Here is a 17,571-nt window from a genome sequence, read left to right on the forward strand (position 1 = left end):
TAATACGTCTGGATAACTACTTCTTACGCGCGTATTTCAGCGAGTCCAGCGCCACGGCGAAAATGATAATGCCGCCTTTGATAATGTACTGCCAGTACGGGTTTACCCCGATATAGGTCAGGCCATAGTTGATGACGGTAAAGATAATGACGCCGGTCACCACGCCGAAGACCGTCCCCACTCCGCCGCTAAACGATACGCCCCCGACCACGCACGCGGCAATCGCATCCAGTTCATACATAAAGCCGAGGTTGTTGGTGGCAGAACCAATACGCCCTGCTTCCAGTAAGCCGCCGAAGGCATAAAACACGCCGGAGAGCGCATAAATCATCAGCAGGTTCAGCGCCACGTTTACGCCAGAAACTTTCGCCGCTTCCGGGTTGCCGCCAATAGCAAAAATGTTTTTACCAAAGCGGGTCTTATTCCACAGCACCCAGACAAACGCTACCGCAATCAGGGCGTAAAAGGTGATGTAGGAGAGCCGGAAACTGCCCATCGCCACAAAGCCCTGCGCAAAGGTGGAAAAGCCGCTGTCAAAGCCGGAAATGGGCGAAGCGCCGACAAAGTCATAGTAAAGGGAGTTGATCCCATAAACGATAATCATCGTGCCAAGCGTGGTAATAAACGGCGTCACGTTCAGGTAAGCAATGATGATGCCGTTCACCAGGCCAATCACCGCGCCAATCGCGCAGACAATCAGGATGACCAGCGCAATCGGCATGGTCGCCATTTCCGGAAACACTTTATTGGCGTTTTCCATTGATTGCAGTAATGTTGCCGCCACGACCGCCGCCAGCCCTACCTGACGCCCCGCCGACAGGTCTGTCCCCTGGGTGACGATGAGTCCCGCCACGCCCAGCGCGATAATAATACGTACCGAAGATTGCGTCAGAATATTACTTAAATTCAGCAAACTTAAAAAAGTCGGGTCCTGGAAAATAATAATCGCCAGCAGCACTAAAAGAACGACGTAAATTCCGCCCTCTTTCAGCCAGGTCAAAAAGCTTTTCTTGTTTAACGCACTCATAAGGAGCCCCTGATCTTAAAGGTGCAAAGAAGCAAGACGCAAAATTTCGTTTTGCGTTGTTGTTTTAGTATCGACAATGCCGGAAACGAGACCGTTACTCATCACCAGGATACGATCGGTAATCCCTAACAGCTCCGGCATTTCAGAAGAGATAATGATGATCCCCTTGCCTTTTTTCGCCAGTTCCGCAATAAGCTGATAAATTTCAAATTTTGCGCCGACATCAATGCCGCGGGTCGGTTCGTCCAGCATTAATATTTCCGGCTGCGTTAATAGCCAGCGACCAATGATCACCTTTTGCTGATTGCCGCCGGAAAGCGAACCAATTTGCGTGCGATGCCCCGGCGTTTTTACCCGCATGGAATCAATGACCCATTGGGTATCGCTTTTCATCCGGGAATTATCCAGTAACCCCACTTTATTTTTATAATTACGAATATTCGAAATTAATGAGTTAAATCCGATATCCAGATAGGCATAAATTCCGGTGGAACGACGCTCTTCCGTCACCAGCGCAAAACCGTGGTTAATCGCTTCGTTCGCAGTGTGATTATTAATTTTCTTGCCATGTAAAGTGATTGTCCCGGACGACTTCTCACGAATGCCAAACAGCGTTTCGACGATATCGGTACGCTTTGCCCCAACCAGACCGGCAATGCCCAGAATTTCTCCCTTGTGCAAATCAAAGGAGACATCGCGAATGGAAGGCTGGCGCAGCGAGGTCAGGTGACGAACCTCCAGGATCACGTCGCCCGGCTTATTTTCTTTATCCGGAAAGCGCTGGTTCAGGGAACGCCCGACCATCATCGCAATGATCTTATCCATATCCAGCCCTTCCAGCGGCTGGGTGGCAATCCACTGACCGTCGCGCAAGATAGTAATTTCATCGCACAATTGAAAAATTTCTTCCATTTTATGCGAGATATAAACAATTCCGCAGCCACGTTCTTTCAGCTTGCGAATAATGGTGAACAGATGATTAACCTCTTTCTCAGTTAACGATGAGGTCGGTTCATCCATAATAACGATCTTAGCATTATAGGAAAACGCCTTCGCAATTTCGATCATCTGCATTTGCGAAACGGATAACGTTCCCACGCGCGCGCGCGGGTCAATATCGATATCCAGTTCATCAAATATCGCTTTGGTATCCTGGTACATTTTATCCTGGTCGACAAACATACCTTTGGTGGGATAACGTCCCAGCCACATGTTATCCATGACCGAACGTTGTAATACCAGGTTTAACTCCTGGTGTACCATCGAAATCCCATTCTCCAGCGCTTCTTTCGCCGAATGGAAGTCCACTTCTTTTCCCTGAAATACAATGCTGCCGGAATCTTTTTGGTAAATACCGAAAAGACATTTTAATAATGTTGATTTGCCTGCGCCGTTTTCGCCCATTAATGCATGAATAGAGTGCGGACGAACGTTTAAGTTGACATTATCAAGCGCTTTCACGCCGGGAAATGATTTGTTAATGCCACGCATTTCCAACAAATATTCACCCGACGACGGAGAGATCGTGCTGCCCATAATGATACCCTGTCGGCCTTTTTAATTATGACTATCCGCGCCGGATGGCAAAAGAAATACGTTATCCGGTCTGCGGCACGTCACCCTTCCACGGTTTCAGGGCGCAACAAAATTGCGCCCACAGACGGAAAAGTTATTTTTGGGTAAATTCGCTCAGATTGTCTTTGTCCACGCCGACATAAGGCACGCGCACGATTTTGTTCTCAATCTTCCAGCTGGTGCCGTCAGCCGCGCCCTTGCCTTCGGCGAGGTTTTTCGCCAGATCGAATGTCGCTTTCGCCTGATTGTTGGCGTCATTCAGTACCGTACCGGCCATCGCGCCCGATTTCACCAGCGCCAAAGCTTCCGGTAACGCATCGACGCCAAAGACCGGAATCGACGATTTATTATGCGCTTTCAGCGCCTCTACCGCGCCCATCGCCATCGCATCGTTATTCGCGATAACCACTTCAATCTTGTTAGCGTTCGGGCCAGACAGCCAGGCATCCATCTTATCTTTTGCCTGCGCGGTATCCCACATAGCGGTGTCTAACGCCAGTTGCTCGGTCTGAATACCTTTATCATTTAACTCTTTCACCACATACGTCGTACGGGCTTCAGCATCCGGGTGCCCCGGCTCGCCTTTCAGCAGAACATACTGAATTTTACCGTCTTTATTCAGATCCCAACCCTGATTCGCCTGCCAGTGTTTGGCAATCAAGTCGCCCTGAATCACACCGGATTCTTTAGAATCAGTCCCGACATAATACGCCTTGTCATAGCTGTCCAGCGCTTTGCGGGAAGGCTCTTTGTTAAAGAACACCACCGGCACATTTTGCCCGCGCGCTTTCTCAATCACCGTACCGGCGGCTGCCGGGTCGACCAGGTTAATCGCCAGAGCTTTAACCCCTTTCGCCAATAAAACGTCAATTTGATCATTCTGTTTAGATTGATCGTTTTGCGAGTCATTCATCAGTAGCTGAACATCCGGCGCGGATTTGCCATCTTTTTCAATAGCCTTACGCACCACGGACATAAAGTTATCGTCATATTTATAAATCGTCACGCCAATACGAGTATCAGCCGCGTGCGCGTGCGCGCCGAATAACAGACTTGCCATCACGGCAGAAAGGGTCAGTACCTTCTTATTCATGGTAGCTCCGGTTTTATTATGTAGGGTATAGCGTAAAAAAATGCCCGGCTGTTCAGCACGTTAACGCGTGTTACTGAACACCGAAGCGTATTTAGAGCCTATCCCACCAGGCGTTATTGGCGCAGCCAGTTTGGACACAGACAGCGCGCAAAAACCGGAGCGTACACGTAGTACGTGAGGTTTGACTCGCTACGCTCGCCCTTCGGGCCGCCGCAAGCGGCGTTCAAAACGCTAACGCGTTTTGGCGAGCACTGCCCAGGTCCAAAATGGCAAGTAAAATAGCCCTAATGGGATAAGCTCTTATTCAACTCTTTATTTTTGTCCGGTAGTCGCGGGATATTGTGATAACGGTTTTTATAAGCGAAATACCCCAGCAAAACTGACAACTAACTGTTACACGTTAGTTACAGTGCGACAAACGTTGTCATCATAGCTATCACAATGTTAATAAACTGTGAATTTACTCACAGATTGAAAACGGTTACATGCGGGGCGTAATCAGTTAGTGATCAGTACCGCATTCTGTCGCCACGCCACCGAATGGCGCCGTACCAGGGTCGGCATGAAGCAGTGCGTCGCCGTGATATCCAGCGTGCCTGCGGCCCCCTGTAACGCCAGCTCGGTCGCGATTTTCGCCATAGAAGCAATAGGATAGCGCACGGTAGTCAACTGAGGATCGGTATAACGAGCAATAGGGATATCATCGAAACCGATGACAGACAGATGCAAGGGAATGGCGATGCCGTTATCTTTTAACGCCGTCAGCGCGCCCGCCGCCATGTTATCGTTATAGGCAAATACCGCCGTCAGTTGCAGATTGCGTCCCAGCAACTCAACCATTGCCGACTCGCCGCCCTGCATATCCGGCGTGCCGGTGCCAATCCAGCTCTCCGACGCAGCAACCCCCTGCTCTTGCAGCGCGTGTAGCCACCCTTCTCTGCGCATCACATCATCTTCAATACGGTGGCTGGAGGCCAGGTAGCCGATGCGTTGATGTCCATTATTCAGCAACATTCGGGTCGCCATTCTGGCGCCGCTCACATTGTCGAGACAGACACAACGATGCGCATAACCCGGCACGATACGGTTAATCAGCACCATACCAGGGATCTGCTCCATAAAGTCGCTCAGCTCGCGATCGGTTAAGGCTTTTGAGTGAACAATCAATGCGTTACAACGCTGACGGATCAAGACTTCAATCGCATGGCGCTCTTTTTCCGCCTCATGATAACTGTTGCCAATGAGAACATATTTCTGGTGCTGCTGCGCGACCAGATCTACGGCTTTCACCAGAGCGCCGAAAAAGGCATCGGAAACATCCATGACCACGACGCCGATGGTGTCGCTCACCTGGGTGGCCAGCGCTTGCGCATTCGCATTTGGTCGATATCCCAGCAGGGTGACGGCCTGCATAACGGCGTCACGGGTGTCGGGACTGACCAACGCGCTGTTATTCAGTACGCGGGAAACGGTCGCTACAGACACGCCAGCCTGGCGCGCTACATCACGAATGGTGATCATATTCACTGCCCTGTTTGAGTTCAAAAATGCTCACAAATGCCCCGTTAGCAGGCGGCTATTTTGTCAGCACCCTGCCCAGGGCTGCGTGAGAAACATCACAGGGATGGAAACGGTTACAGCCATTTTGTTAATGAATGTGATCCAGATCGTTATCTGAGCGATCCTGACGCGCGCAACGTGAGTTGACGCCATAACCACTCGACCGGTCCCTGTCGCCAGAAACGTAGCCAGATGACGGAAAAGAGAAGGTTTATTGCCCATACCGGAACAACAAAGAACAAGAGTTCCAGTCGATTGAATTTCATAAATAAGCCAAACTGATAAAACAGCGTGGTACAGATGATCGTCTGCAGCAGATAATTGGTCAGCGCCATTCGCCCTACGCAGGCAATGGCAAGCGTCAGTCTGCATCGGCTAAGCTGCGGCCAGAAGCCAAACATCAGCGCGGCATAGCCCAGCGTTTGCAACGGCGCGCTCAGTTCACGCGGCGCCTGCAATAAGAAGGCGCACCAGCGGTACGCCCACTCCAGCCGCCATTGTAAAATGACCGCAGGCAGGTTGATCATTAGCCCTAACGCCACCAGCAGAACCCCGGTACGGCGATAGTGCCGCAGACTGTACTGACCTTTCAGCCAGCCGCTACGCATTAGCGCGGCGCCCAGCAGCATCATACCTGCCAGTTGCCAGCCATACTGCGCGCCGAGCGCCAGTAAACTATTCGACAGCATCTCTGCCCGGTTGCTGATAGCCTCCATGCCGCCGTTCAGCTTCCAGTATTTTTCATACAATATTGCCGACGCATCCGGCGTCCAGGCGCGGCTGGTTTCGCTACTCGATACCACGCCCAGCAGCAGTAGCACGCCAATCCCGACCAGATAAAGGAGTATGCCGGTATTGAACAGGCTTTTTACCGAAGGCGCGTCGCGTACCAGTCGCCAGCAAATTAATCCGACCAGACCGTAGGCCAGCAGAATGTCGCCGTCCCAAAAGAATAACGCATGGATAAAACCTAACAGTACCAATAGCGTCAAGCGCGACTGAATCCACTGTTTACCACGCGGAAGCAGCATTTGTAGCCCCGCGCCAAACAACAACGCGAACAGCGTAAGAAACTTAGCCTGCGCCACAATATCGAGAATCGCCCAGGACCAGGCGTCTTCGGGAACGATCGCGCCGTACCAGGCGGGATTGAGATAAGCCGCCTTCGGCAATCCAAAGGCGCTAATGTTAAGAAGCAGGATACCGAGGATAGCGACGCCACGTACAAAATCCAGCGTGACATTACGTTCCATCGTCTCCGCCTTAATCATGGATGATGGCGAACGGCACGCAGAAACTCCTGGCGCGTATTCTGGCTGGACTTAAACAATCCGCCCAGCGACGTCGTCGTCGTGGCGCTGGTTGCGTCACGAATACCGCGCGCTTTCACGCAGTAATGCACCGCATCAATCGATACCGCTACATTATTGGTGCCGAGCAAGGTTTGCAGCGCCGTCAGAATTTGTTGGGTCAAACGTTCCTGAACCTGTGGACGCTGGGCGAAGAATTGCACGATGCGGTTAATTTTCGACAGGCCGATCACGGAATCTTTGGGGATATACGCGACGGTCGCTTTGCCATCAATGGTCACGAAGTGATGTTCACAGGTGCTGGTCAGCGTGATATCGCGGACGGTGACCATTTCATCCACCTTCATTTTATTTTCAATGAGGGTAATTTTCGGGAAATTGGCATAGTCGAGGCCGGCGAAAATCTCGTCAACGTACATCTTAGCGATACGATGCGGCGTTTCCATCAGACTGTCATCGCTCAAATCGAGATTCAGCAACTGCATAATCTCAGTCATATGCCCTGCGATAAGACTTTTTCGCGTTTCATTATCCAGTTCATCCATAGGCGGGCGCAGCGGCGTTTCCAGCCCCCGGGCAACCAGCGCGTCATGAACCAGGGCCGCTTCTTTACTGAGTGATGGCATTAATCGTGTTCTCCTGCAGGTGTGGCGCCTCTGCCCTGCATGGGGCAAAGTTTGTCAATATTGTGACAGTGTGATTATTGTGCGTGAGGTAGCGCACATAATCCAGTATTCACGCCCATAATTGTTGAAATTGTCGCTGCCTTTCATGACATCTTTTCCGGTGCGAGAATGATGGCAGGACAAAGGGCATATTTGTTAACGCAACGTTATTTAAATGATGAAGCATGTTTATGTATTACGGAAGTGAAAGTTACTCACAACGCGGTGAATAATCTGTATTATGAAGAATCTGCATACCTTATCAGGTTCACCATAAAAGGAGCCCCCGCATGGAAATGCTCGAAGAGCACCGATGTTTTGGCGGCTGGCAGCAGCGCTGGCGTCATCATGCCGCCACGCTAAACTGCGCCATGACATTCAGCATTTTTCTTCCGCCGACTCAGGATAATGAACCGCCTCCGGTACTGTACTGGTTGTCCGGGTTGACCTGCAATGATGAGAATTTTACCACCAAAGCAGGCGCGCAGCGTATCGCAGCAGAACTGGGCATTGTATTGGTGATGCCGGATACCAGTCCACGCGGTGAACAGGTCGCCGACGATAGCGGATACGATTTAGGCCACGGCGCCGGGTTTTATCTCAATGCCACACAGCCGCCCTGGGCCAGCCATTATCGCATGTACGATTACCTGCGCGATGAGCTTCCGGCGCTTATCCAGACACAGTTTAACGTCAGCGACCGTTGCGCCATCAGCGGGCACTCGATGGGCGGCCACGGCGCATTAATCATGGCGCTGAAAAATCCGGGCAAATACACCAGCGTCTCTGCTTTTGCGCCTATCGTCAACCCCAGCCGCGTGCCGTGGGGAATCAAAGCGCTTACCGCTTATCTCGGCGAAGATGAATCAGCCTGGACTGAGTGGGATAGCTGCGAATTAATGCTGGCCAGCCAGCCGCAGGACGCCATTCCTGTGCTCATCGATCAGGGCGACAGCGATCAATTCCTCGCCGATCAGCTTCAGCCCGCCGTACTGGCGGAAGCCGCGCGGCAAACCGCCTGGCCGATGACGCTACGAATCCAGCCTGGCTACGATCATAGCTATTATTTTATTGCGTCCTTCATCGAGGACCATCTGCGCTTTCATGCCCGGTATTTACGGGACGAGCGTGAGACGTCACCAACATAATGAATTTTCCAGCGCCGCGCTGTAGTTCACCTCCTCCGACTGCGGCGCGGAAGATTTATTATTTAAATCCGCGGCCTGCTGGCGTACCTGAAGGCGGCCGCTGCCCTCTCCGCCTTCATAACTTTCGTGAAAATTACGCAGCTCGGATTCAAACAGCACCGCATCAAGATTATGCAACTTATCCAGCGCCCGCAGGAGAGAAATTAGCGTATCAAGATTGAGCCCTCCCCCCTTCTCGATACGCTTGATGGTGGCGATGCCAACGTGCGCGCGATCGGCAAGCTGCTGCTGGGTCATCGAAAGAGACAGACGCGTCTCCTTTAAGCGAGCGCACAACGACAGAATAATCTCGTCGTTATTCATCGTATTGTATTTCACGCTGTTACCCTCTCTTGCGCGGCTGAATTTTCCCCAGCGAACCATGATACGTTTCACGGTATTTAGCGCTCATGTCTTTACCGGTCTCGTACATCGCAGCAATGATCTCATCGAGCGAAATACAGGGTTCGCTTACGCGACTCATCGCCATCGTCGCCGCGTTTATCGCTTTCACGGCAGAGATGGCGTTTCTCTCTATGCAGGGAATTTGTACCTGCCCGCCCAGCGGATCGCAGGTCAATCCCAGATGATGTTCCATGGCAATTTCAGCGGCGCTCAGCGTTTGCTCCACGGATGCGCCCATCAGTTCAGCCAGGCCCGCCGCCGCCATTGAGCACGCCACGCCGATTTCCCCCTGACAGCCAACTTCAGATCCCAGAATAGAGGCGTTTTGTTTAAACAACATCGCGATAGCGGCGGCGGTCAGGAAGAAACGGGTCAGAGCACCGGGCTCCAGCGGCGTGACAAATTTATCATACCAGCAGAGCGCTGCCGGAATGATGCCGCACGCGCCATTGGTTGGCGCGGTAACAATCTGTCCGCCGCTGGCATTTTCTTCGCTTACCGCAATCGCGAAGGCATTGACCCAGTTCAGCGCGGTTAAAAAATCGCTGGCGGAGCGGTTAGCCTGTAACGTCTTATGTAACGCACAGGCGCGCCGCGGTACCTGATAGGGACCGGGTAATACCCCCTCAGTATGCAGGCCGCGATAAACCGCCTGCTGCATCACGTCCCATATTTGCGCCAGATAATTCTGCAACGTCTGTGGCGAGTGGCGGCACAGCTCATTTTTCATCATCAGCGCCGCCACGGACAGGCCGTTACGCCGACACAGCGCCAGCAACTGCGCGGCATGACTAAATTCAAAGGGCGACACTGTACGCAAAGGAAGCGATGGCGTCAGCGGCTCGCCATGTTTACGAACCTGCCCGGCGCCGGTAGAAAACCAGGTCTCTTCATACACCGTAAAATAATCATCCCTGGCGCGAAACGTCATGGCATAAGGATGGCCTGGATGCGCCTGGTGATTGGCGATAATCTTGACTTTTATCGTGATTCCGCCCGCGTCAGAGAGCGGGAGTTCGATTTTGTTTTCATTTTCCGCACGCTTAATCACCGCCATATGCGAACGGAGATCGACATTCTCCGGCTGGCAACCCAGCAGCCCAAGATAAAGGGCGGTATCCACATTGTGGCACTTGCGGCTTAACGATAACGCGCCATACAGCTCGATTTCAATTTCCCGAATTAGCGGCAACGTCTCTTGTTCTCTGAGCAATGAAATAAAGTGACAGGCGGCGCGCATCGGCCCTACGGTACGTGAGCTGGATGGACCTATTACTATTTTGAATATATCAAGGCAACTCTCCATCGTTATATCAATCCTTTCAGTCTCATTCGCGTTCAGTAATAAATAACATCCTCGCACAGTTGGCATATCAAAAGTGATACCTTTTGTGTCTGAACTTTACCTGGTATCAAAAACAACGCTTTTTTAGCCCTTTTCTGGCTGTGATATCTGTGATAGCACGAGATTCCACGCCGCAAAAGAGCCATTATAATACCCATAAATTAAAGGAGTTATCATATGAGCATTATTTATTTTATTACTACACAGGATATCGATACGTTTCAGAAAAAATTACAGGAAACGTTATTTAATGCCGTCATCATGCCATTTCCGCTATTATTTGATAAACGTTATGCCGCGCTTATCAATACCGCTTATTTAAAGCTTACGCTGCCAGCGGAATGTCTGACGCCTGAATTTTATCGCTATTTACGCGAACTCTCATTGCAATGGCAGTTTGATTTTTTTATTAAGCCGCAGCCACTGCCTGCTAACGGTATTATCGCGTTTGATATGGACTCGACATTTATTGCGGAAGAAGGCGTGGATGAAATTGCCCGCGAGCTTGGCATGTCGACGCAAATCACCGCCATTACCCAACAGGCGATGGAGGGCAAGCTTGATTTTAACGCCAGTTTTACCCGACGTATCGGAATGTTGAAAGGCACACCGAAAGCAGTGCTGAACGCCGTATGCGATCGCATGACCCTTTCGCCAGGCCTGTTAACTATTCTGCCAGTCATCAAGGCCAAAGGATTTAAAACCGCGATTATCTCCGGGGGACTGGATATATTCACCCAGCGTCTAAAAGAACGGTATCAACTGGATTATGCCTTTTCGAATACGGTTGAAATACGCGATAACGTTCTGACGGATAACATTACCTTGCCGATTATGAATGCCGCAAACAAAAAACAGACGCTGGTTGACCTGGCTGCCCGGTTAAATATTGCCACGGAGAATATTATTGCCTGCGGCGATGGCGCCAACGATCTGCCGATGTTAGAACATGCTGGCACCGGTATTGCCTGGAAAGCGAAGCCGGTTGTACGGGAAAAAATCCACCATCAGATTAATTATCACGGTTTCGAATTGCTTCTTTTTCTTATTGAAGATGAATTATAACGCGACTCACCTCGCCGGAAGGGAATTTTAAAATGAGTATAAAAACATTTATTTTCAGCCAGCCCGATAAGCCGATTGTAAAAGAGAAAAAAGAGATAGACCAGACCTATAAAAAATTTCGTTTTGAGATTATCGCCTCGGTCTTTATCTCTTATGCCGTCTTTTATCTTACCCGTAAAAACTTCTCCGCCGCGATGCCGGCCATGCTGACGGAAACGTCGCTGACCGCAGAAGACTTCGCCATTATGTCTTCTATTTTTTACATTCTTTATGGCGCGATGAAGTTTGTCGGCGGGATGCTGGTCGATAAAATTAACCCGAAAGCCATGACCGGCCCGGTGCTGATTGGCGTGGGGATTGTAAATATTCTGTTCGGCTTTTCCGATAGCGTGGCGGCATTCTACGTGCTGTACAGTCTCAACGCGATATTACAGGGCACCAGCTTTCCGCCGATGGCGAAAATTATGGCCTCGTGGTTTTCGAAAAACGAACGGGGACGCTGGTGGGCTATCGTTGAAGCGGCGCACAATATCGGCGGCAGCCTCGCGCCGCTGCTGACCAGTTTTGCTATCGCCTTTAGCGGTAGCTGGAAAATGGGATTTTATGTTCCCGGCGCCATTTCGCTGCTGATGGGGATAGTGGCGCTATTTACCATTAAAGATCGTCCCGGTACGTTAGGTTTGCCCAACGTGGGGCAGTGGCGTAACGACCCGACGGAACTGGCCCAGGTCAAGGCCAGCCCGGTCAACCTGAGCTTCTGGCAGATTTTTGTGAAATATATCCTGACCAATCCACTGGTATGGATCATTATTATCGGTGATATGTCAGTTTATATTGCGCGCACCATCCTTAACGACTGGCCGCAGATTTACTATTCGCAGGTTCACGGCTGGAGCCTGATAAAAGCGAACTCGATTATTTCCTGGTTTGAGGCGGGCGGACTGGCAGGTGGGTTGCTGGCAGGCTACTTGTCTGACTTTATGTTCAAAAGTAACCGCTGGATGACCGGATTAATCTTCGCGTTAGCGCTGTGCATATGCATCGTGCTGGTGCCGCTGGTTCAGGATACCTCTTACACCCTCACCGCGATTCTGTTCACCATCATGGGCTTCGCCTTATACGGACCGCATATGCTTTTTGCCGTCGGCTGTCTGGATGTGACCCATAAGGATGCGGCGGGATCGATTACCGGCTTTCGGGGATTGTTCAGCTATGTCGGCGCGGCAATGGCCGGTGTGCCGGTAATTATGGTGAAAAATAGCTGGGCGTGGTCGGGCGTTTATATCTATGCGGTGATCGCCATTCTGCTAACGACTCTGTCGCTGGCGCTGCTCTCCAGGCTGCATCGGTTATAACATTCTGGCGACAGCGGCAAAACGCGGCTGTCGCCAGTCTCTGTCAGAAACGGTAATCCACCGCCATAAAGTAACGACGTCCGTCTTCGGTATAACCGTAGTCGTCGCGTTTGAGATCTTTATCGCCCACGTTCAGAACGCCCGCACGCAGTTTAACGTTTTTCGTCGCCTGCCATGCCGCGCCGGTATCCCAGACCACGTACCCGCCCGGCGTTTTCGCCGTTGCGCTGTCGGCCCGCTTACGCCCGGTATAATTCCCTGATACGTAGAATGACCAGTCTTCGAGCTGCGCCGGTTTCCAGTCCAGCGTACCGTTCGCGGTGTGGAACGGCAGATCGGAAAGCGGCTTGTTCCCGCCATTACTGACGTCGCGTCCGTCGTTATAGGTGTAATTCAACGACAGTTTCCACGCCTCGTTAAACGGAACTTTCAACTCGGTTTCCACGCCCTGAATACGCGCTTTATTCACGTTGTAATAACGGAAGACCGGAACGCGCTGTCCCCGACTGTTGGTTTCGAAACCGACAAAGTTGGAATAGCCGGGCGCGGCGTTAACGTCAGGAGTACGGCTAATGCTGATGCGATTGTCCACATCGTTACGGAACGTGGTAACGCTCGCTTCCACGCCCTCCAGTATGCCTTCTTCGCCCCGGTAATAAAGGCCGAGCTCCCAGCTTTCACTGGTTTCAGGTTTCAGATCCGGGCTACCGATAATGCGGCATCCGCCACGGCAGGAGTTGGTCGCCCAGTCCGGACTTAATTGCAATAGCGACGGCGCTTTAAAGGCCGTGGCCCACCCACCTTTCACCGTCAGGGTATCCGTTGCGTTATAGACCAGATAAGCACGCGGGCTCCAGTGATCGCCATAGGTTTCATGGTCATCCATACGAATACCGGTGGTCAGCGCCAGCGGTTCGAAGATGCGCCACTCATCTTCAAGGAACAGAGCATACTGGCTGGCGGAGGTTTTAGTACTGGAACCGCCGGTCAGGTTCACCGCATCGCTCAGTTTATCGTGACGCCATTCGCCGCCGAAGGTGAGGAACTGGTTGACAGGCGCTAACGGCAGAACGTATTTCCCGTCAATCGAATTGCTTTCTGACGTGATAGGGCTACTGTTGCCGGGGTTTTTGTTTTCCACTTTTTCGCCGTAGAACTTGAGCTCGCTGTTGCCGAGATCCCAACGTCCGTTATGGCTCAACGCGTAGTTTTGCCGTTCCAGACGGTTTTTATCCAGCGAGTCGGAGTCCCGGTCCTGGCGATCAAAACCGTAGCCTGCGGTAACGTCATGATTTTCGTTTGGTGTCCAGGCAAACTCGACGTTTCCATCCCGGCTGGTAAATCCTTCAATGCGCGGCGTTTCACCCGTAGCGGTGGTGGCGGAACTCTGCTGCTCGTCTTTTTCGCGTTTCGCCAGGCTACCGTAGGCTTTCATTCCCAGCACGCCGTCGATCAGCGGACCGCTGGTAAAGAACTGACCGTTATAGGTATCGCCACGGTCGCGATGTTCCTGAATAGTGGAGTCAACCGTGACGCTGCCGTGCCATTTCTGACCAATTTTTTTGGTGATAATGTTGACCACACCGCCCAGCGCATCGGAGCCATACAGCGAGGACATGGGGCCACGCACCACTTCAATGCGTTCGATAGCGTCAACCGGTATCCAGTTCAGATCAAAATCATTATGGCGGAAGACCGCGTTACGGGAGTTAACGCGCTTACCGTCGATCAGGATCAGCGTATAACTGCTGTCCAGACCACGAATACTCACGCCTTTACGGTTATCCCCTTCGTTAGTGAGCTGTACGCCCGGCACCTCTTTCAGGACATCTTTCAGGTTTTGCACGGGCCTGCGCTGTAAATCTTGCTGGGTAATGACGCTGATACTTGCTGGCGCATCTTTCAGATTTTGTTCGATGGCGGACGCGGTAACGACCATGGTTTCACCATCATCCGTTGCCGCGGCAACCGGCCAGGCCAACGTAACTGCGGACATACAAAGCCCTACCCGAACGAAAGGGTTAAACCTAAACATTCCATTTCTCCATGAGGTAAATACGACAAAAAAAATCGGTTATCGCTCACAACGCATTACGTTTCGCCTGCGATAACGGTTATCACGGCGAACTCTTTTTATGCAGGCGAGTCGGGCTCATGAGTGACGGTCGCGCCCGAATCTTCATCCTTTCTGATTTCGAGCGTAACGATAAAGCAAACGATAATAATTATCAATTCAATTGTTAATAATTATGTCATTTGAACCAATCATGAAGAAAAAACAAAAAACCCTCTCGAATGAGAGGGTTAGAAGGGTCAGGTTCAGGCAGTCCGTGCCGGATAGCGGCATAAAGCCTATCTGGCCTATGACGAGAATACCGCGTTACTTTTTAACGCGTTCCGGGAAGTGCATTTCGCTATAGCGCACGAAATGCGTACCTTTTATCAGCTTGTAGCCGAACCAGATAATCAGGAACAGCGGAATACCGATATAGGTCGCCGCGACACCGCCCCAGTCGATGGTATCTTTCAGGAACGCTTCATAGTTCTGCCCCAACGTAATAATCAGGCACAGTACAAAGGCGAAAATCGGCCCCAGCGGGAAGAACCCGGAACGGTACGGCAAATCATTCACATCATACCCTTGTATCACGTAACCGCGACGGAAGCGATAATGGCTAATAGCAATCCCCAGCCAGGCGATGAAGCCCGTCATACCGGAGGTGTTCAACAGCCACAGATAGACCGTCTGGTTGCCGAACATTGAGGTCAAAAAGCAAAGACCGGCAATCACGGTGGTGGCATAAAGCGCATTGCGCGGTACGCCGCCGCGGGACAATTTCGCAAAAATACGCGGGGCCTTACCGTCACAGGCCAGGGTGTAGAGCATACGGGTCGAGGCATACATCCCGGAGTTACCCGCAGACAGTACCGCTGTCAGGATAACCGCATTCATTACCGCCGCCGCAGACAACAAGCCCGCATGCTGGAACACTAAGGTAAACGGACTGACGCTAATGTCTTTGACGTCGTTACGCAGCAGATTTGGATCGGTATAAGGAATGATCAGGCTGATAATCAAAATCGCGAAAACATAAAACAGCAGAATACGCCAGAACACCTGACGCACCGCGCGCGGAATATTCTTCTCCGGGTTTTCAGATTCCCCGGCGGCAATACCAATCAGCTCAGTTCCCTGGAAAGAGAAGCCCACGATCATCGCGACGCCAATCATTGCCGCAAAACCGCCAGCAAAAGGCGCATCGCCCGTCGTCCAGTTGCTCCAGCCGACCGGCTCGACACCTTTAAAGATACCGATAATCATCGCTACGCCAACGATGATGAAGATAATAACGGTCGCGACTTTAATTAACGAGAACCAGTACTCCGCCTCGCCAAAACCGCGTACGGAAATGTAGTTCAGCAAGAAAATGACGCAGAGGAATAGCGCGCTCCAGATCCAGCCCGGCGTGTCCGGGAACCACCAGCCCATCACCAATTGTGCGGCAACCAGGTCAACAGCGATAGTCACCGCCCAGTTGTACCAGTAGTTCCAGCCCAGCGCGAAACCAAAGCCTTCTTCCACATAGTTCTGACCATATGTCGCAAACGAGCCAGATACCGGCATATAGGCCGCCAGCTCGCCAAGACTGGTCATCAGGAAGTAGACCATCAAACCAATCAGAATATAAGAAAACAGCGCGCCGCCTGGCCCCGCCTGAGAAATTGTCGCACCAGATGCAACGAAAAGACCTGTCCCGATGGAGCCGCCAATGGCAATCATCGTCAGGTGACGCGCCTTTAATTCGCGACGTAGCGCGGGCGCTTCTGTGGTTTTAGTTTTGGAACCCATGTGAAAATGCTATCCATCCAAAAAATGAGGCGCGATTGTAACAGACGAAATACTATCCTTCCGACACAAATGCGCGGTTATAAGAGACCTTCATGACCGGCCACGGATTATAAGTAAAGCAGAGAATAACGTATACGTAAGCGGATACTAAAAATGGCGATGCCGCCCGGGCAGCCCTCCTCTTCACCTTTATTCACAGTAACTCAAAAAACGCTGCAACGCGTTAGAAAGATGTTTCTGCCGATGATGAACACGCCACAACGTGCGCACCAGGCGCGGTAACGGCACCGCGACTTCGCCCAGGGTTCCCGCCTGAAGTTGTTCAGCAATCACCCGGCGCGATAAACAGCTTATCCCCAGTCCATGACGCACTGCATGTTTGATCGCTTCTGAATTCCCCAACTCCATCGCCATATGAAAGCGCGGCAAATGCGACAACAGCAAATAATCGACAATTTCCCGCGTACCGGAACCGCGCTCGCGTAAAATCCATGGGGATGCCGCAAGCTGTTCCAGCGTCACCGGCCCCTGCGTCAGCGGCGAGGACGGCGCGGCAAAGACCACCAGCTCATCTTCCAGCCACGGCTCAGAAATAATCTCTGTACTGTGACATGGTCCTTCAATCAGGCCGATATCAACCCGAAAATCCAGCACCGCGTTAATCACGTCCTGGCTGTTTCCCACGCTGAGTTCCAGCGGTAAGGCCGGATAATGCTGGCGATAGCGGGCAATCATGGCGGGTAAAATGTAATTGCCGATGGTGCTACTGGCATAAACCCGTATCGCGCCGTTATCTTCACGAAATAGCTGCTCAATTTCTACCGCTTGCTCCAGCAACGCCAGCGCGCGCGGATATAACAAGCGCCCATGTTCGTTGACCACCAGCCGTTTCCCCACCCGATCAAACAACTGTACGCCGAGCTGACCTTCCAGATCGGTGAGCGCGGCGCTAACGGCGGACTGCGATAATGACAGCATGACCGACGCCTGGGTTGTTGAACCGCTTTTCAGTACTTCAGCAAACACTTCAAGTTGTCGTAGCGTAATATGCATAGTCGTATCCCACCGATAGCGTTTCACTTACCACTTATAAAGATTAATTATAAATATATAATCAATTTTATTTTTAAACCA

At 51.6% G+C, this 17,571-nt stretch carries 14 protein-coding genes; 3 read left to right on the forward strand and 11 right to left on the reverse strand.

All coding sequences use genetic code 11. The features are described 5' to 3' along the window. Positions 1–16: 16 nt before the first annotated feature. The 6 genes from mglC to folE all read right to left on the reverse strand — a co-directional run bounded on the left by mglC (position 17) and on the right by folE (position 7,191). Positions 17–1,027, reverse strand: a complete 1,011-nt coding sequence (gene mglC / locus ACLD4F_RS06270; protein ID WP_001275101.1) for a galactose/methyl galactoside ABC transporter permease MglC — start codon at positions 1,025–1,027, stop codon at positions 17–19. Positions 1,028–1,042: 15 nt separating this feature from the next. Beyond that, positions 1,043–2,563 carry a galactose/methyl galactoside ABC transporter ATP-binding protein MglA gene (gene mglA / locus ACLD4F_RS06275; protein ID WP_000535913.1) on the reverse strand — a complete coding sequence of 507 codons (1,521 nt, stop codon included), beginning with the start codon at positions 2,561–2,563 and terminating at the stop codon, positions 1,043–1,045. A gap of 133 nt (positions 2,564–2,696) precedes the next feature. Further along, a complete protein-coding gene (gene mglB / locus ACLD4F_RS06280) occupies positions 2,697–3,695 on the reverse strand; it encodes a galactose/glucose ABC transporter substrate-binding protein MglB (RefSeq protein ID WP_001036943.1) in 999 nt (332 codons plus the stop codon). A 498-nt stretch (positions 3,696–4,193) separates the two neighbouring features. Beyond that, positions 4,194–5,216 carry an HTH-type transcriptional regulator GalS gene (gene galS / locus ACLD4F_RS06285; RefSeq protein ID WP_411010734.1) on the reverse strand — a complete coding sequence of 341 codons (1,023 nt, stop codon included), beginning with the start codon at positions 5,214–5,216 and terminating at the stop codon, positions 4,194–4,196. Positions 5,217–5,365: 149 nt separating this feature from the next. Next, entirely contained in the window at positions 5,366–6,508 is a 1,143-nt protein-coding gene (yeiB, locus tag ACLD4F_RS06290) for a DUF418 domain-containing protein YeiB (RefSeq protein ID WP_076737716.1), read from the reverse strand. 14 nt (positions 6,509–6,522) lie between these two features. Beyond that, entirely contained in the window at positions 6,523–7,191 is a 669-nt protein-coding gene (folE, locus tag ACLD4F_RS06295; RefSeq protein WP_001139611.1) for a GTP cyclohydrolase I FolE, read from the reverse strand. Between the two features lie 329 nt (positions 7,192–7,520). Here folE and fghA point away from each other — a divergent pair, with 329 nt between their 5' ends. Then, positions 7,521–8,378, forward strand: a complete 858-nt coding sequence (fghA, locus tag ACLD4F_RS06300; RefSeq protein WP_000425488.1) for an S-formylglutathione hydrolase — start codon at positions 7,521–7,523, stop codon at positions 8,376–8,378. On the opposite strand, the gene ACLD4F_RS06305 is transcribed toward fghA, so the two are convergent. Beyond that, on the reverse strand, positions 8,367–8,756 hold the full coding sequence (locus tag ACLD4F_RS06305) for a helix-turn-helix domain-containing protein (protein WP_000876817.1): 390 nt from the start codon (positions 8,754–8,756) through the stop codon (positions 8,367–8,369). The two genes, fghA and ACLD4F_RS06305, sit on opposite strands and share 12 nt — an antisense overlap. Positions 8,757–8,760: 4 nt before the next feature. Beyond that, positions 8,761–10,128, reverse strand: a complete 1,368-nt coding sequence (locus tag ACLD4F_RS06310; protein WP_021000519.1) for an L-serine ammonia-lyase — start codon at positions 10,126–10,128, stop codon at positions 8,761–8,763. 216 nt (positions 10,129–10,344) lie between these two features. On the opposite strand from ACLD4F_RS06310, the gene serB reads away from it, so the two are divergent. Together serB and ACLD4F_RS06320 are read left to right on the forward strand one after the other, a co-directional pair. Continuing rightward, the gene (gene serB / locus ACLD4F_RS06315; protein WP_000022905.1) at positions 10,345–11,232 is read left to right on the forward strand and encodes a phosphoserine phosphatase SerB; all 888 of its coding nucleotides are present in this window, start codon (positions 10,345–10,347) and stop codon (positions 11,230–11,232) included. A gap of 32 nt (positions 11,233–11,264) precedes the next feature. Then, complete coding sequence (locus ACLD4F_RS06320; protein ID WP_000023807.1) at positions 11,265–12,587, forward strand: MFS transporter; 1,323 nt, start codon at positions 11,265–11,267, stop codon at positions 12,585–12,587. A gap of 43 nt (positions 12,588–12,630) precedes the next feature. Here the strand turns inward: ACLD4F_RS06320 and cirA are convergent, their stop codons facing one another. The 3 genes from cirA to yieE form a co-directional block, all read right to left on the reverse strand. Next, positions 12,631–14,622, reverse strand: coding sequence for a catecholate siderophore receptor CirA (cirA, locus tag ACLD4F_RS06325; protein WP_000488246.1), 1,992 nt, complete (start codon positions 14,620–14,622; stop codon positions 12,631–12,633). A 345-nt stretch (positions 14,623–14,967) separates the two neighbouring features. Then, positions 14,968–16,437 carry a lysine-specific permease gene (gene lysP, locus ACLD4F_RS06330; protein WP_079945176.1) on the reverse strand — a complete coding sequence of 490 codons (1,470 nt, stop codon included), beginning with the start codon at positions 16,435–16,437 and terminating at the stop codon, positions 14,968–14,970. Between the two features lie 189 nt (positions 16,438–16,626). Then, complete coding sequence (gene yieE, locus ACLD4F_RS06335; RefSeq protein ID WP_000548316.1) at positions 16,627–17,490, reverse strand: DNA-binding transcriptional regulator YeiE; 864 nt, start codon at positions 17,488–17,490, stop codon at positions 16,627–16,629. Between the last annotated feature and the right edge of the window lie 81 nt (positions 17,491–17,571).

The organism is Salmonella sp. 741265050_HSA (genome assembly GCF_046569445.1).
GTDB lineage: Bacteria > Pseudomonadota > Gammaproteobacteria > Enterobacterales > Enterobacteriaceae > Salmonella > Salmonella enterica.

Coding starts and splice junctions, on each gene's coding strand:
- mglC (WP_001275101.1), bottom strand. CDS start 1,027: ATGAGTGCGTTAAACAAGAAAAGCTTTTTGACCTGGCTGAAAGAGGGC.
- mglA (WP_000535913.1), bottom strand. CDS start 2,563: ATGGGCAGCACGATCTCTCCGTCGTCGGGTGAATATTTGTTGGAAATG.
- mglB (WP_001036943.1), bottom strand. CDS start 3,695: ATGAATAAGAAGGTACTGACCCTTTCTGCCGTGATGGCAAGTCTGTTA.
- galS (WP_411010734.1), bottom strand. CDS start 5,216: ATGATCACCATTCGTGATGTAGCGCGCCAGGCTGGCGTGTCTGTAGCG.
- yeiB (WP_076737716.1), bottom strand. CDS start 6,508: ATGGAACGTAATGTCACGCTGGATTTTGTACGTGGCGTCGCTATCCTC.
- folE (WP_001139611.1), bottom strand. CDS start 7,191: ATGCCATCACTCAGTAAAGAAGCGGCCCTGGTTCATGACGCGCTGGTT.
- fghA (WP_000425488.1), top strand. CDS start 7,521: ATGGAAATGCTCGAAGAGCACCGATGTTTTGGCGGCTGGCAGCAGCGC.
- ACLD4F_RS06310 (WP_021000519.1), bottom strand. CDS start 10,128: ATGGAGAGTTGCCTTGATATATTCAAAATAGTAATAGGTCCATCCAGC.
- serB (WP_000022905.1), top strand. CDS start 10,345: ATGAGCATTATTTATTTTATTACTACACAGGATATCGATACGTTTCAG.
- ACLD4F_RS06320 (WP_000023807.1), top strand. CDS start 11,265: ATGAGTATAAAAACATTTATTTTCAGCCAGCCCGATAAGCCGATTGTA.
- cirA (WP_000488246.1), bottom strand. CDS start 14,622: ATGTTTAGGTTTAACCCTTTCGTTCGGGTAGGGCTTTGTATGTCCGCA.
- lysP (WP_079945176.1), bottom strand. CDS start 16,437: ATGGGTTCCAAAACTAAAACCACAGAAGCGCCCGCGCTACGTCGCGAA.
- yieE (WP_000548316.1), bottom strand. CDS start 17,490: ATGCATATTACGCTACGACAACTTGAAGTGTTTGCTGAAGTACTGAAA.